Source organism: Rhodoferax sp. LS1R11 (genome assembly GCF_056521395.1).
The window spans coordinates 23,019-37,404 of record NZ_JBWMAW010000025.1 but is presented as its reverse complement, the minus strand read 5'-3'; the positions used below and the strand labels follow the sequence as shown (position 1 = coordinate 37,404).

The window sequence follows — 14,386 nt, the reverse complement described above, 5'->3', positions numbered from 1 at the left end:
TTGATGGACTTCCATGCTGTTCTTGCTCATGTCGAAGGTGACATCCGACATGTGCAAGAAGTAGTTGGCGAAATATTCCTTGATGACATAGCCTTTGTAGCCACAGCACACGATGAAATCATTGATGCCGTGATGGGAGTACATCTTCATGATGTGCCAAAGGATGGGCTTGCCTCCTATGTCAATCATGGGTTTGGGGCGGGTGGATGTTTCTTCGGATATTCGGGTTCCGAGTCCACCGGCAAGAATTACAGCTTTCATTTTTAGTTACTCCGCACTCACATTAAATTTGTAGTCATGTTGCTTCTTAATACTTCCCGATCCATGCCGCCCGCCTTTCTGCCAGTATCCTGTTGCGATAAGGCATGAAGTCAGCCTGCTCAAACAAGTGGTGGCTGATTAACTGTCCATAAGCCTTGTCACTGCCGAACAAGCGGCGGCCATGCCGCACAATTTGTCCAAGCAGGGGCTCAGTCACCACTTTCAAATCAATCAGGTCGATGGGGCGACCTGTCTGCGCTGCCAGGGCGGAGATGATGTCCATTTTTTCGGCAGCTGTCAGTGGCTGGCTGGCAGCTACAGCAATATCCAGGTCACTGTCGGCACGCTGTCGACCCTGGGCAACCGAGCCAAACACAAGTGCCAGCACCAGGCTCGGAAAGCCCGCCAACACATCCCGTAGCAAAGCATCGATATCCTGCAATGTGTCTGGTGGTGTGGGTTTGGCTGCGGTCATGGCGTTTTCTGCTTAAGCACGACCAAGGGCTTTCGCCCATGTACGGCGCAGCCGGGTGACTTTTTCGGCAGACTCAGGCGTTTGGGCCACACCGCGCAAGGCTTGGCGAATAAAAACGAAGAGCAGCAGTGCAAAGCCGACGGCTATCGTGGTCAGCACCGCGATCTGAACCTTTTTTGGCTTGCTCTTGCGCTCAGGGGGTTGGGCAATGTCCACCACCTGAATGATGGCGCCTTCGCGGCTTTCGTCTACGCGGGCCATTTCATACTGCTTGGCGAACAGTTCAAACAATGTTTCGTTGTACTTGAAGTCGCGGTACTTGGCGATGTAGTCGCTGTCGCCACCATTGGCAGGCGTTTCTTTTTCGGAGCGTGCCAGTTGACCGCGCAAGGCTGACATTTCTGTTTGCGCCTGTTTGAAGTCGGGCGCCGATTCCGTCAGGTAGCCGCGCATGCTGGCCAGCTTGATTTCTTGCGCCGTGATGGCGGCCTGGAGTTTGGCCAGTCCTTCTACGGCCGCTTGAGGGCTGGCCTTCAACGCACTGCTGTTGACACCACTGGCCTTCAGTGCCTGTTCGGCTTTGGTCAAATTGTCCTTGGCGTTAACAAGCTGTTTTTCAAAAAACTGGCGGCGTTGCTGGGCTTCGGTCAAAGCCAGGCGGCTCATCAGGCGGCCCAGTTCTTCTACGTGGGCATTGGCCAGCTGGGCGGCAAACTGGGGGTCTTTGTCGCTCGCGTCAATGGTGATCAGGCCGTCTTTACCGCTGGCAATCTGTGCGCTTGCACCAACCGCATTCCGGGCGTCTTCACGAAACTTGGTCTCATAACGCTCGGTGAGTTTGAATCGGTCGACCAGTGCGTCTTGCACCGTGCGGCTTTTCAGAAAGGCCACATATTGATCGGCCGGATTTTTAATGCCGCCCGCAGCGGCACCCGCCAACCCGCCCAAGGCACCGAGGCTTTGCAGCATGGCGGCTGCACCGCTTTGCTGTTGCTGGGGGGGCATGAACTTGGTCGTTGCCGTGAAGGTGGGGGGAATCGCAAAGCTGATGCCCAGCGCCAGCAGGCCAGCAGCCAGCGGCCCCAGCACCAGCAGGCGCAGGTTGTCTGCCACCACTTGCAGCAGGTCCAGCAAGCTGATTTCGTCGTCTTCTTCTGCGGTTTCGATTGTTTGGTTCATTTATGCTTGGTTTTGGTTGAGCAGCCCGACAGCTGCTGCCTCAGCTTCAATAGCCGTGACGGTGTGAAAAAGATATTGTTGGCACGTAGCGCAGACTCATAACAAAACCCCGGTACGTTTGGCGATTTCAAAAATGGGGGCGGGAGGTGTATTGGCGTCTTTTAGTATCACGTCGATCTTGCGATCACCCAATGCGAGTGTTAGCGCACCGTACAGTTGGCAAAGTACTTTTGCCCGGTTTTGAAGCGGAGCAGCTGTTTCAAAAAACAAATCAATATCGCCGCCTTTACGCTCGTCAAGCGCCATGGAGCCAAACACGCTGACTTGCGCGTCAGCACCGAGCACCCGCTGTGTGGCGTGACGGATGGCTTGAACTTGTTCGGTGCTTAAGCGCATGTTTTCTCAAAGATGAGTGGCGTTAAAAGCTGTGAATGGCAGCAATGCCCAGGCCAAAGTTGGCAAAGATCTGTGTCCAGTCTTTCAGCACGCGGGTGAAGAAGTTGTACTTGCTTTCGCGGTCAAGCTGCGCGGGCACCACCACGGTGTCGCCGGGCATCATCTGGACCGATTCAAAACCACCGCTGAACAGGCCGCTGCGGTCGCGCCGCGCCAAAATGCTGCCGTCGGCCCGCAGGACAAAGGTTTGGTCCGGTTCGGCTTCTTCGGTCAGGCCTGCGGACTTGAGCACGTCGCCCACGGTTTTGCCGGATTTGTAAATAAACACGTTTTCGTTGTTGACCGCACCAAACGCCGACACAAAGCCGGGCACAGACGGAATATGGATGCGGTCGCCGTCTTCAAGCGGCAGGGCGGGCAGGGCGGCCATGGTTTGGCTTTTGGGGTCAAGCTCCAGGGCCAGGCGGCCGCTGCTTTTGGCTACCTTCAGGCGCTCGATCTGGCTTTTGAGTTGGGCCTGTTGCTGCTGTTGCAGCGCCAGCGCCTGGGCGGCGTCCGCACCCCGGTTGGCGGCCACGCTGTTGGATTGCGACTGAAATTGCGCCTCCAGCTTGCGGGTGAGGGTGTTCAGGTTTTCCTGTTGGCGCGTTCGCACGGACTCGCGGCTGAGCTCGGTGCCAAACACGTAGGCTTGAGAGGTCAATCCACCAATGCGGGTGAGCAGTTGGGGCAGGGTTTCACCTGGCGTGGTCTGGTAAACGCCGGGGGCGGCCACTTCGCCTTCCACGCGCACCAGGCGGGTCAGCCGGTCTTGTGGCAGGCGCAGGTCGTTCTGGCTCAGGATGGTGACCACGTCTCCGGCCTGCAGCGGCAGGTTTTGCGTGGGGTCGCGCAGCAACACGGCTTTGCCCAGGTTGAAGGGGATGAGCTCGGTGGTGAGCTTGTTGCGGTCTAGGCGCTCAATCACGGCGTATTCCCAGTTGATCTGGTCCGCCATGTTCCTGACCCGGTCAGTCACTTTGCCGCCTGCTTCTTTGGAGGAGCTGAATTGATCTTTGGTGTTGTTGCCAAAGTCCCTTGAACTGTCGTTCAGGTCTCGGGTGCTGTTGCCCATGTCCCGGACGTTGTTGTCCGGGGTTCTTGCGTTGTTGCCGGTGTCTTTGAAGTTATTGAAGTTATTTGTGGCGTCTTTGCCGGCTTCGGTGTTTTGCACCAGCAGGTTCTTGCGCTTGTAGTAGTCACCCGTGATGAGGGCTTCGCGGTCGGGGATCAAATCCTGAATTCGCATGCCTTCAAACCAGCGGTAGCGCAAGGGTTCGGCCACCACGCCTTGCAGCGTGACGGCGTTGGAGAAAGCGGGGCTGATGTCCAGCAGGGTCAACACGTCACCGTCACGCAGAGGCTGGCGCAGGCCTTGTGCGTCGAGCACAATTTCTTGCACCTGGCGGGGCGGCACGGCCTCGCGGGTGATGCGCTCCAGCAGCGCTTTTTGGGTTTTGGCCAGGGCAGGCACGCCGCCGCCCAGGGTGAGGATCTCGCCCACGCTGGTGGCGCTGGATTTCAGCTCGTAAATGGCGGCTTGGTCAAAGGCGCCTGTCACGGCAATGCGCGGGCCTGCGGGTGGGATCACGATGACGTCACCGGACATCAGCGCCAGATCACGCGCCTTGTCGCCGCGGGCAATGAAGTCGTACAAGTCGAGCGTGCTGATGGTTTTGCCACCGCGCTTGAGTTCAATGGCGCGCATGGAGCCGTTGGCGTTGGGGCCGCCGCTGGCGAACAGGGCGTTGACCAGGGTGCTGAGGCTGGACAAATGGTAGGTGCCTGGCTGCAGCGCCTGGCCCACCACATACACCTGGATGCCACGCAAACGCCCCAGAGAGGCATTGGCCTGAAAGTTGGTGAAAATCTTGCCCAGTTGGGCGCGCAGGGTTTTTTCAAGGTCACGAGCCGAGGTGCCGGCCAGGGTGATGACCCCCACTTTGGGGATGTTGACCTGGCCGTTGCGGTCAATGGTCAGGCTGGTCTCAAAGTCCATCGGCCCCCAGACCTGCAGGCGCACTTCATCACCCGGTCCGAGGATGTAGTTGTCCGGCGCGGGCAGGGCGCTGTCTGCGGCGTAGGCTTGCGGGGCATCAAACAGCTCGCGGCCAAAAATGGGGAGCAGGCGGCCGGTGCTTTCTTGCACAAAGCGCTGAAACTGGCTGGGGCCTGCGGGGCGAGCTGGCGGGCGAAGGCGCGACGAATCCAGCGTGGTGACGTCGGTGGCGACCTTGCTGGCGTCTTGCCCGTTGGCAGGCATCTGCAGAGCCGGTTTCAACGACAGCGAACGGGGGTCGGCGTTGGTTAACGGGGTGTTGGCCTGCGGGTTGACAGGCACCGCCATGCTGTTGTTGTTGGTTGCGCTGCTTGTTGTGGCCGTCTGGGCCTGCAGGCTTGCGCTGCACACAAGGGCCAGCGCGGTCAGTACCGTTCGCAGGCTGGGTGATTTGGAGAAGGACTTCAACATGGGCATGGGAATGGTCTGGGTAAATCTGGTGAATAACCGACTGAAATTGAAGTGCGAAAACTCAGGCTTTGGCGTCTGGCAGTGTGCTGGAGCCACCAAAGCGGCGGTCGCGCTGGCCGTACCAGGCAATGGCTTGGTCCAGCTCGTCTTCCGAAAAACTGGGCCACAGCACGTCAGTGAAAAAAAGCTCGGTGTAGGCCAGTTGCCACAGCATGAAGTTGCTGATGCGCGACTCGCCGCCGGTGCGGATGAGCAAGTCAGGGTCTGGGGCGTAGGTCAGGCCCAGGTGGTTGCTGAGGCTGGTTTCGTCCAGCGTTTCAACCGATTCGCCGGGGTGGGCGGCCTGCCAGGACTTGACGGCCTGCACGATGTCCCGGCGGCCGCCATAGTTGGCGGCAATCGACAGGGTGATTTTGGTGTTGTGGGCGGTCAGCTCTTGCGCGTCGCGCATGAGGCCTTGAATGCGGGCGTCAAAACCGGAGGTGTCGCCCACCACTTTGAGGCGAACGCCTTTGGCGTTCATGCTTTTGATTTCTTTTTGCAGGTACAGCGCCAGCAAACCCATGAGGCTGGAGACCTCCGAGGCCGGGCGCTGCCAGTTTTCAGTGCTAAAGGCGAAGAGTGTGACAAATTTCACGCCCCGGTCAGAGCAGGCTTGCACAACGCGGCGCACGCGCCGGGCTCCGCTGGCGTGGCCCAGAGCCGCAGGCAAACCGCGCTGTTTGGCCCAGCGACGATTGCCATCCATGATGATGGCAATGTGCTGGGGGACGATTTGGGTGGTGGATGGCTGGTTGGCGGTCACTAAGTTCGTACTCTGGCTACTTAACCTGTGGGAATAAAAATGAGCCCCTCTCAGAGCGTCAAAACACATCTTGCCGGGTTTCTACCTGGCTTCGAAATAACCGCTTAGTGTACCCGAGGGCCCCACATGAGACTTATACAAAACCCATCCATCCGAGCAGCCCGCCAGCCCCTAATAACCACAGTAAATGCAGCTTGGTGCGCCATACGAGCAGGGCACTAAAAATAGTGACAAGGAGTAACGGCCAGTGCTCGGCCGGGCTGCCGTGGCTGGCCGCCAGAATCCAGCCGGTGGCAATCAGCAGGGCAATGACGATGGGGGCCATGCCCTGTTTGAAGGCGCGTACCGCCCGAAGTTCGCGGTTTTGATGGCCCCAGCGGGCTGCCGCGAACGTGAGGGTGGTGCTGGGCAACATGATGCCCAGCATGGCAATGAAAACACCCATCAAGGCCAGCAGCCAGGCAATTGCGCCGCCGCCCACACCGCCCCCGGCGTTGAGGCCCACGTTCCAGCCCATCAGGGCGACAAACAGGACGTTGGGGCCCGGTGCGGCCTGCGCCAGGGCAATGGACGAGGTGAATTGCCCCTCGCTCAACCAGTGCTGCTCGTTCACCAAAAAGCGGTGCATGTCGGGCGCGGTGGTGATGGCGCCGCCCACGGCCAGCAAGGACAGGGACATGAAGTGGGTGAACAGGGTCAGCCAGTCAGCGGCCGTCAGGGTGAGGCTCATGCTTGGGTCGCCGTGGTTTGAAGCCGCCCCAGTTGCCGGTAGGCCCAGGCACAGGCCAGTGCACCCAGGCTCAAAAGCACCCAGGCCAGGGGCACCCGCAGGATGGCGATTGCTATAAATGTCATAGCTGCCATCGACCAGCAGACGGGGGCTCCCATCACATTTTTCTTCAAAGCACCAATGAGCTTGAGTCCGGTGGCGGCAATCAGGCCTGCGGCCACCGCGCCCATGCCGCGCAGCGCACCCTGCACGCCGGGTGAGTCTGCTACACCGGCAAAGAGGGCCGCCAGCGCCAGCACGATCAACGTCGGAAAAGCCAGCATGCCCGCCAGCGCCACCAGCGCACCGCGCAGCCCAAAGTAGCGGTCCCCAATCATGAGAGACAGGTTGACGACGTTGGGGCCGGGCAGGATTTGGGCCACGGCCCAGTCTTCCACAAACTCGTCCCGCGTCAGCCACTGCTTCTTTTCTACCAGCTCGCGTTGCACCACGGCCAGCACGCCGCCAAACCCTTGCAGCGCCAGCCAGGTGAAGGACCAAAACAGGTCGCGCAGGGATTCGGGGCGGGGCTTGGCGGGATTCGTCATGGTTCAATTATCGGGGGCCCCGGGGCTTGGGTGGAGAATGACGTTTGTTGCATTCATTTTCAATTGCCCACTCCCCATGCCCACACTCCTCAGCATCCAGGTCGCGCAGGCGCGGCGCGTTCAAATCAGCGGCCGCTCCATCCTCACGGCCATTCACAAACAGCCTGTGGCGGGCGCGGTCCCCGTCATGCCGTTGGGCCTGGCGGGTGACGAGCAGGCTGATTTGTCGGTGCATGGTGGGCTGGACAAGGCGGTGTATGCCTATCCGTCCGAGCATTACCCGTTCTGGCAAGCGGCCCGGGCGCAGGCCGGGTTGACCGGCATTGACGACGCGCTGCCCTGGGGCTCGGTGGGTGAAAACCTGAGCTTGCAGGGGGTGCTAGAGACGGATGTGTGGGTGGGCGATGTGCTCAAGTTTGCCCACTGTGAGTTGCGGGTGACGCTGCCGCGCGAGCCTTGCTACAAGTTCAACGCGGCCATGGGCTTCAACGGGGCGGTCAAGGCCATGGCACAAAGCGGCTACTGCGGCTTTTACCTGGCGGTGGACCAGCCCGGCCCGATCAGCGCGGGCGAGTCATTTGAGCTGGTGCCCGGCCCGCGGCGCCTGCGCATCACCGAGTCGTTCAACGCCAAGATGTTCAAGCACTTGCGCTGAGTGTTTTTAAGTGCTATCTATTTAATAGCTTTATGTGTAGGTTCTACCTGGGCTAGAGGCTGATTTGATGCATAAATCAGGGCGTCAATCTGTGCGTCCTTCTCCAGCCACATCTGTTGCACCCACTTTTGGTAGGCCTCGCGCACGGCCGGGTCGCCAGCGTAGTCACCCTGCACCAGATGGTGCGGCACGGGCAGGGCCCACACGCGCACGGTGACGCGTTTGAGCTTGCCGGTCAGGAACTGCCAGAAATCCGGCGCGCCGTCGGGGTAAACAATGGTGACGTCCAGAATCGACTGGAACTTGTCGCCCATGGCGTTGAGCGCCAGCGCGATGCCACCAGCCTTGGGTTTGAGCAGGTGTTTGTAAGGGGAGTTCTGGCGCTGGTGTTTGGCCGGGGTGAACCGGGTGCCTTCCAGAAAGTTCATGACGCTGGTGGGAATCAGCGCAAATTTCTCACAGGCCTTGCGCGTGGTTTCCTGGTCTTTGCCGCGCATCTCGGGGTGCTTTTTCAGAAACTCTTCGCTGTGGCGGCGCATGAATGGAAAGTCCAGCGCCCACCAGGCCAGGCCCATCACCGGCACCCAGATCAGCTGCTGCTTGAGGAAAAACTTCAGCAGGGGAATGCGTTGGTTGAACAGGTGCTGCAGCACCAGAATGTCCACCCACGACTGGTGGTTGCAGTTCACCAGGTACCAGCTGCGGTCGTTCAGGCCGTCCAGGCCCTGCACGTCCCAGGTGACGCGCTGGGTCAGCCGCATCCAGGCACTGTTGCCCGAAATCCAGGCCTCGGCAATGCGCAGCAGCAGCGGGTCGATCAACAGGCGCACGGCCTGGAGCGGGATGATCAGCTTCACCACCGAGAACACCAGCAGGATCGGCACCCAGAACAGGGCGTTGAGCGTCATCAGCACGGTGGCGATGACGCCCACCAACAGGGGTGGCAGAAAATTTAGCATGGGCGTACTGTACCGCCGGTAAGGGGATGAGTACCCTTGCAAGCAGCATTCCAAAGGGTAAAACCTTACACTACCCGGTTGCTCTCCACCTGTGCCTGCCCATGAACGCCCCCGTTGACGTCTCCTTTTTTGCCCGCGCTGCCAAGCCGCTGACCAGTTACCGCAAGTACTGGGCAGCCCGCTTTGGCACGGCCAAGTTTTTGCCCATGAACCGCGCCGAGATGGACAAACTGGGTTGGGATAGCTGCGACATCGTGCTGGTGACGGGCGATGCCTATGTGGACCACCCCAGTTTCGGCATGGCGGTGATCGGGCGCATGCTGGAAGCCCAGGGTTTCCGGGTCGGCATCATCGCCCAGCCGGACTGGACCAGCGCCGAGGCCTTCAGGGCGCTGGGCAAACCCAACCTGTTCTGGGGCGTGACCGCGGGCAACATGGACTCCATGATCAACCGCTACACGGCAGACCGCAAGATCCGCAGCGACGATGCCTACACCCCGGGTGACGTGGGCGGCAAGCGGCCGGACCGCGCTGCCATTGTGTACAGCCAGCGCTGCCGCGAGGCCTTCAAGGACGTGCCGATTGTGCTGGGCGGTATCGAAGGCTCGCTGCGCCGCATTGCGCATTACGACTATTGGTCTGACAAAGTGCGCCGCTCCGTGGTGGTGGACGCCAAGTGCGATTTGCTGCTGTACGGCAACGCCGAGCGCGCGATTGTGGAGATTGCCCACCGCCTGGGCGCCAAAGAGCCGGTGCAGAACATCACCGACGTGCGCGGCACCGCGTTTGTGCGTCGCACGGATGACGAATCCGGCAAAGGCTGGTTCGAGATTGACTCGACCAGCGTGGACGAGCTGGGCCGTGTGGAAGCCCACGTCAACCCCTACATGACCACCAGCGAACAAGCCGCAGAGCAGGGCAGTACCTGCGCCAAGGAAGACGCTGAAGCAGGTGCCATCCAGCCGCTGGTCTTTGTGCCCAACCCCAATTTGTCCATGGGCAAAGGCAAGCTGAAAGTACCGCCGCGCGACCGTTCGGTCATCCGCCTGCCCAGCTACGAGCAGGTCAAGAGCGACCCGGTGCTCTACGCCCACGCCAACCGTGTGCTGCATCTGGAAACCAACCCCGGCAACGCCCGCGCACTGGTGCAGGCGCACGGCGAGGGCGTCACGGCGCGTGACGTGTGGATCACGCCACCGCCCATTCCGCTCACCACGGCCGAGATGGACTTTGTGTTTGACTTGCCCTACGCCCGCAGCCCGCACCCTGCGTACGCGGATGAAAACGGCAGCCATGACGGCAGCACCAAGATCCCGGCATGGGAGATGATTCGGTTCTCCATCAACATCATGCGCGGCTGCTTTGGCGGCTGCACCTTCTGCTCCATCACCGAGCACGAAGGCCGCATCATCCAGAGCCGCTCCGAAGACTCGGTGATCCGCGAGATTGAGGAAATCCGCGACAAGGTCAAGGGCTTCACCGGCACCATTTCTGATTTGGGCGGGCCCACCGCCAACATGTACCGCCTGGGCTGCCGCAGCCCCGAGATTGAGGCGGCCTGCCGCAAGCCGAGTTGCGTCTACCCCGGCATCTGCCAGAACCTGACGACCGACCACGGCCCGCTGATCCAGATTTACCGCCGCGGCCGGGCGCTGCGCGGCATCAAGAAGATTCTGATTGGCTCCGGCCTGCGCTACGACCTGGCCGTGAAGAGCCCTGAGTATGTGAAAGAACTGGTCACGCACCATGTGGGGGGCTACCTCAAGATTGCGCCGGAGCACACTGAAGCTGGCCCGCTCACCAAGATGATGAAGCCGGGCATTGGCTCGTACGACAAGTTCAAGACCCTGTTTGAGAAGTTCTCTCTCGAAGCGGGCAAGAAGCAGTTTTTGATTCCGTACTTCATCGCCGCCCACCCGGGCACCAGCGACGAAGACATGATGAATCTGGCCGTGTGGCTGAAGAAAAACAGCTTTCGCGCCGACCAGGTGCAAACCTTCTACCCTTCGCCCATGGCCACGGCCACGGCCATGTACCACAGCAACAAGAACCCGTTGCGCAAGATCACGCGTGACAGCGAAACCGTGGACATCGTGCGCGGTGACCGCCGCCGCCGCCTGCACAAGGCCTTTTTGCGCTACCACGATGCCAACAACTGGCCGCTGTTGCGCGAAGCCCTGAAAACCATGGGTCGGGCTGATTTGATCGGCAACGGCAAGCATCACCTGATTCCCACGTTCCAGCCGCTGACCGATGGCAATTACACCAGCGCGCGCCGCAAGAACTCGACGGCAGCCGTGGCCAAGCCGTCACTGCAGGGCAAGCTGTTGACCCAGCACACGGGTTTGCCCCCGCGTGACAACGGTTCTGGCCGTCCGGCGGGCAAAGTGATTCGCAAAGGCAAGTAACTCAGGCGGGCATGGCCCGCTGCAGCTTCATATTGGCGACCAAACCACCCGATTGTGTGTTGCTGAGGGCAAAGGTGCCGCCCATGCGGGTGATGGTTTTCTCCACAATGGCCAGCCCCAGGCCTGCCCCTTTGGCGGAGGTGCGGGCCTCGTTGCCCCGGTAAAAAGGCTTGGTCAGGTTGACCAGCTGCTCGGGCGAGACGCCTTGGCCGTGGTCGCGCACCCGGAACAGCACCCACTTGTCGCGCGCCTTGGCTGTGATATCAATCACTGCAATACCGCTGTCCACTGATTTTCCGTAGCGGCGCGCGTTTTCCAGCAGGTTGCTGATTACGCGGCCCAGTTCCACCCCATCGGCCAGCACCAACAGGTCTTCGGCCAGGTCCAGGTTGAACTGCATGTCGGTGCGGTTGCGAATGGTGTACAGGCAAGACCCCACGGCCTCGCGCAAGGACACGGGCTTGAGGTGGACGCTGCCAGGGCGGGCGTAGTCCAGAAACTTGTCGATGATGGCGTCAAGCTGCTCAATGTCAGCCGACATGTGCTCGCGCGCCTGGGCATCTTCCACGCTGAGCTCGGTTTCCAGCCGCAGGCGGGCCAGGGGGGTGCGCAGGTCGTGGGAAATACCGGCCAGCATGATGGCGCGGTCTTGTTCGATTTCGGCCAGCTTCTGGGTCATGCGGTTGAAGCCGATATTCACATCCCGAATTTCGCGGGTGACCACCGATTCGTCCAGCATGCTGGCGACAAAGTCGCCTTCGCGCACGCGGCTGGCGGCAAATGAGAGTTTTTTGAGCGGCTGGTTGAGGCGGCGCGCAATCAGCGCGGCCCCGGCCAGCGAGAGCACGGCCGCCGTCAACAACCAGATCACCCAGGTGCTGTTGGCGGTGCGGTTGAAGCGGGACTTGTCGGTGAGCATCCAGTAGTTGTCGCCGTCAATCACAAAACCGACCCACAGTCCTTCTTCCTTGTTCACGCTGTTGGCCACGATGGTGCCGGGGCCCAGGCGGGCGCTCAGTTCCATCGAGATTCTCTTGCCCAGCTCATCTGTGTCAAAAGGTTCGTAAGTGTCACCTGGTTCGCGTGGCACGATGCGCACGCTTTCCTGTTCGGTCATCGTTTTGATCAGGGACACGCGGGCAATGGCGTCGGAGTGAATCAGTGCGGCACGGCTCAGGTTGACGAGCGACGCAATCTGCTGCGCGGTCTGGATCGCGCGGGGCTCAAACTCCAGCGCCCGCAGCGTTTGCAGCCATGCCAGAACGCTGCCAATCAGCAGCAGGGAGAGCAGGAAGAAGGTGCGCCAGAACAGGGTCAAGGTAATGCGCGCACGCGATTTGGATGCATCGGGCGCTGCCGCGTCCAGAGGCATGACGCCACTCATCTCGAGATGAGTGACCTCCACGGGGGGTAGCGCGTTCAAGCTGCCCCGTCCGGCACGAAGACATAACCCACGCCCCAGACCGTCTGGATGTAGCGGGGGGCTGCGGCGTCTACTTCCACCAGTTTGCGCAGGCGCGACACCTGCACGTCCAGGCTGCGGTCAAAGGGCTCAAACTCGCGGCCACGGGCCAGCTGGGCCAGTTTCTCGCGCGAGAGTGGCTGGCGCGGGTGGCGTACCAGTGCCTTGAGCATGGCGAATTCGCCGGTGGTGAGGGCCAGGTCCTCGTTGTCGCGCTTCAAGGTGCGCGCGCCCAGATCGAAGGTGTAGGGGCCAAAAACCACCACTTCGTTGTCGGTGGAAGGGGAGCCCGGGGCTTCCAGCACGGGGCGGCGGCGCATCACGGCATGGATACGGGCCAGCAGTTCACGCGGGTTGAAGGGCTTGCTCAGGTAGTCGTCGGCGCCTACCTCAAGGCCCACGATGCGGTCGACGTCTTCCCCTTTGGCGGTGAGCATGATGATGGGGGTGCGGTCATTGGCGACGCGCAGGCGCCTGCAAATGGACAGGCCGTCTTCGCCGGGCATCATCAGATCAAGCACAATCAGGTCCACCGTGTCGCGCAGCAGAATGCGGGTGAGCGCTTTGCCGTCTTCGGCCTGGAGTACTTCAAAGCCTTCTTGCGTCAGGTAGCGGCGCAGCAGGTCACGGATGCGGGCGTCATCGTCAACGATCAGGATTTTGTCGGTGCGGGGAGAAACTTGGTTCATGAGGACATCACTGAATTTGTAACAAAGCCCATTTTGCAGGGTTGGAAGGGGAAATTCCGGGCTTTCATTGCGGGTTTGACACACTGTTACAAATCTTGCGCTGGCATTCAACTTCAATGACAGGCCATGTAAGCGGCAACCCGGTATTTGGCGTTATGGTCGAACCATGAATAATTTTCGTTATTTTCTCCTGTTGGCAGTCACTGGTTTGGGTGCATGGTCTTCGCCTGCCTACAGCCGGGAAGGTGGCTTCGAACAGGCCGCACCGCAGCAGCGGCGCTCCGACTTGAGGCTGGCCCTGATGGCGCCGCGCTCGCGGGACGCCCAAAGCCCGGAGGCCGTGCGGGACGACAGTGCTGCCGCGCGGCAGATGTCCGATCAGGACCGGGCCAACCTGCGCCTGCAGCTGCGTCAGCAACGCCGGGACGGACGAACTGAGCATCCGTGATACCTTTGAGCGTTGCTGTCCTTTCACTTTTTGCATATTGGGAATCAATTTGAAATTTGCTACTAAAGTAATAGCTGCATGCGCACTATTGACGGGCGCTAGCGGCCTTTTTGCTCAACAAAACCCGGTTCCTGCTCCACAAAACGTGGTCCAGTTGGCGGCCAGTGGCACCGTCGAGGTGCAGCAGGACCTGTTGTCCATTTCGCTCTCCACCAGCCGCGATGGCACCGATGCCAACCTGGTTCAGAGTCAGCTCAAAACCGCCATCGACACTGCGCTGACCGAGGCCAAAAAAGTCGCCCAGCCCGGCCAGATGGACGTTCGCACCGGCAGCTTCAGCCTGTACCCCCGTTACGGGCGGGATGGCAAGACCAACGGCTGGCAGGGTTCGGCCGAACTGGTGCTCGAGGGGCGCGACTTCGCCCGTATCAGCACCACGGCGGGCAGGATTCAAACCCTCACCGTGGGCAACGTGAGTTTTGGCCTGAGCCGCGAGCAGCGCCTCAAGGTGGAAGCGGACGCGCAGGGCATGGCCATTGAGCGTTTCAAGGCGCGTGCCACCGATATTGCCCGTGGCTTCGGCTTCTCCGGCTACACGCTGCGCGAAGTCAGCGTGAATGCCAACGACCAAGGGTTTTCACCGCGTCCGCGCATGGTGGCCATGAGCGCCAAGGTCGCCATGGACGAGTCGGCGGTACCGGTCGAGGCCGGCAAGACCGCCGTTGTGGTGACGGTTGCAGGCTCCGTGCAACTGAAGTAGCCGGGCTCCGTCTTCTTTTTCTGGTGCTTGCGCCAGGAGGTCAGTGTCATACTCATGTCACGG

At 60.7% G+C, this 14,386-nt stretch carries 15 protein-coding genes; 4 read left to right on the top strand and 11 right to left on the bottom strand.

Translation table 11 applies throughout. The features are described from left to right. The 8 genes from AC097N_RS20120 to AC097N_RS20085 form a co-directional block, all read right to left on the bottom strand. Window positions 1–261, bottom strand: a 261-nt coding sequence (locus AC097N_RS20120) for a sugar phosphate nucleotidyltransferase (RefSeq protein ID WP_479583851.1), incomplete at its 3' end; no start/stop codon positions are given. 46 nt (window positions 262–307) lie between these two features. After that, complete coding sequence (gene mntA / locus AC097N_RS20115) at window positions 308–736, bottom strand: type VII toxin-antitoxin system MntA family adenylyltransferase antitoxin (RefSeq protein WP_479583850.1); 429 nt, start codon at window positions 734–736, stop codon at window positions 308–310. A 12-nt stretch (window positions 737–748) separates the two neighbouring features. Continuing rightward, the gene (locus tag AC097N_RS20110) at window positions 749–1,915 is read right to left on the bottom strand and encodes a Wzz/FepE/Etk N-terminal domain-containing protein (RefSeq protein WP_479583849.1); all 1,167 of its coding nucleotides are present in this window, start codon (window positions 1,913–1,915) and stop codon (window positions 749–751) included. A gap of 96 nt (window positions 1,916–2,011) precedes the next feature. Beyond that, window positions 2,012–2,311: a nucleotidyltransferase domain-containing protein gene (locus tag AC097N_RS20105; RefSeq protein ID WP_479583848.1), complete on the bottom strand. Its 300-nt coding sequence runs from the start codon at window positions 2,309–2,311 to the stop codon at window positions 2,012–2,014. Window positions 2,312–2,333: 22 nt separating this feature from the next. Continuing rightward, on the bottom strand, window positions 2,334–4,820 hold the full coding sequence (locus AC097N_RS20100) for a polysaccharide biosynthesis/export family protein (RefSeq protein ID WP_479583847.1): 2,487 nt from the start codon (window positions 4,818–4,820) through the stop codon (window positions 2,334–2,336). 61 nt (window positions 4,821–4,881) lie between these two features. Then, the gene (uppS, locus tag AC097N_RS20095) at window positions 4,882–5,625 is read right to left on the bottom strand and encodes a polyprenyl diphosphate synthase (protein WP_479583846.1); all 744 of its coding nucleotides are present in this window, start codon (window positions 5,623–5,625) and stop codon (window positions 4,882–4,884) included. 133 nt (window positions 5,626–5,758) lie between these two features. Beyond that, window positions 5,759–6,355, bottom strand: coding sequence for a chromate transporter (locus AC097N_RS20090; protein ID WP_479583845.1), 597 nt, complete (start codon window positions 6,353–6,355; stop codon window positions 5,759–5,761). Beyond that, window positions 6,352–6,942: a chromate transporter gene (locus AC097N_RS20085; RefSeq protein WP_479583844.1), complete on the bottom strand. Its 591-nt coding sequence runs from the start codon at window positions 6,940–6,942 to the stop codon at window positions 6,352–6,354. Before AC097N_RS20085 ends, AC097N_RS20090 begins: the two co-directional genes overlap by 4 nt. A gap of 76 nt (window positions 6,943–7,018) precedes the next feature. On the opposite strand from AC097N_RS20085, the gene AC097N_RS20080 reads away from it, so the two are divergent. Then, window positions 7,019–7,597 (top strand): MOSC domain-containing protein, encoded by a 579-nt coding sequence (locus AC097N_RS20080; RefSeq protein WP_479583843.1) that lies wholly within the window; start codon window positions 7,019–7,021, stop codon window positions 7,595–7,597. Window positions 7,598–7,614: 17 nt separating this feature from the next. Here the strand turns inward: AC097N_RS20080 and AC097N_RS20075 are convergent, their stop codons facing one another. After that, entirely contained in the window at window positions 7,615–8,556 is a 942-nt protein-coding gene (locus AC097N_RS20075) for an acyltransferase (RefSeq protein WP_479583842.1), read from the bottom strand. Window positions 8,557–8,657: 101 nt separating this feature from the next. Between AC097N_RS20075 and AC097N_RS20070 the strand changes: the two genes are divergently transcribed. Further along, window positions 8,658–10,964 carry a YgiQ family radical SAM protein gene (locus tag AC097N_RS20070; protein ID WP_479583841.1) on the top strand — a complete coding sequence of 769 codons (2,307 nt, stop codon included), beginning with the start codon at window positions 8,658–8,660 and terminating at the stop codon, window positions 10,962–10,964. Window position 10,965: 1 nt separating this feature from the next. Here the strand turns inward: AC097N_RS20070 and AC097N_RS20065 are convergent, their stop codons facing one another. Next, window positions 10,966–12,336, bottom strand: coding sequence for a sensor histidine kinase (locus tag AC097N_RS20065; RefSeq protein ID WP_479583853.1), 1,371 nt, complete (start codon window positions 12,334–12,336; stop codon window positions 10,966–10,968). Between the two features lie 47 nt (window positions 12,337–12,383). Continuing rightward, window positions 12,384–13,115 (bottom strand): osmolarity response regulator transcription factor OmpR, encoded by a 732-nt coding sequence (gene ompR / locus AC097N_RS20060; protein ID WP_479583840.1) that lies wholly within the window; start codon window positions 13,113–13,115, stop codon window positions 12,384–12,386. A 166-nt stretch (window positions 13,116–13,281) separates the two neighbouring features. Between ompR and AC097N_RS20055 the strand changes: the two genes are divergently transcribed. Further along, entirely contained in the window at window positions 13,282–13,563 is a 282-nt protein-coding gene (locus AC097N_RS20055) for a hypothetical protein (RefSeq protein ID WP_479583839.1), read from the top strand. A 49-nt stretch (window positions 13,564–13,612) separates the two neighbouring features. Further along, complete coding sequence (locus AC097N_RS20050) at window positions 13,613–14,323, top strand: SIMPL domain-containing protein (protein ID WP_479583838.1); 711 nt, start codon at window positions 13,613–13,615, stop codon at window positions 14,321–14,323. Window positions 14,324–14,386 lie beyond the last annotated feature (63 nt).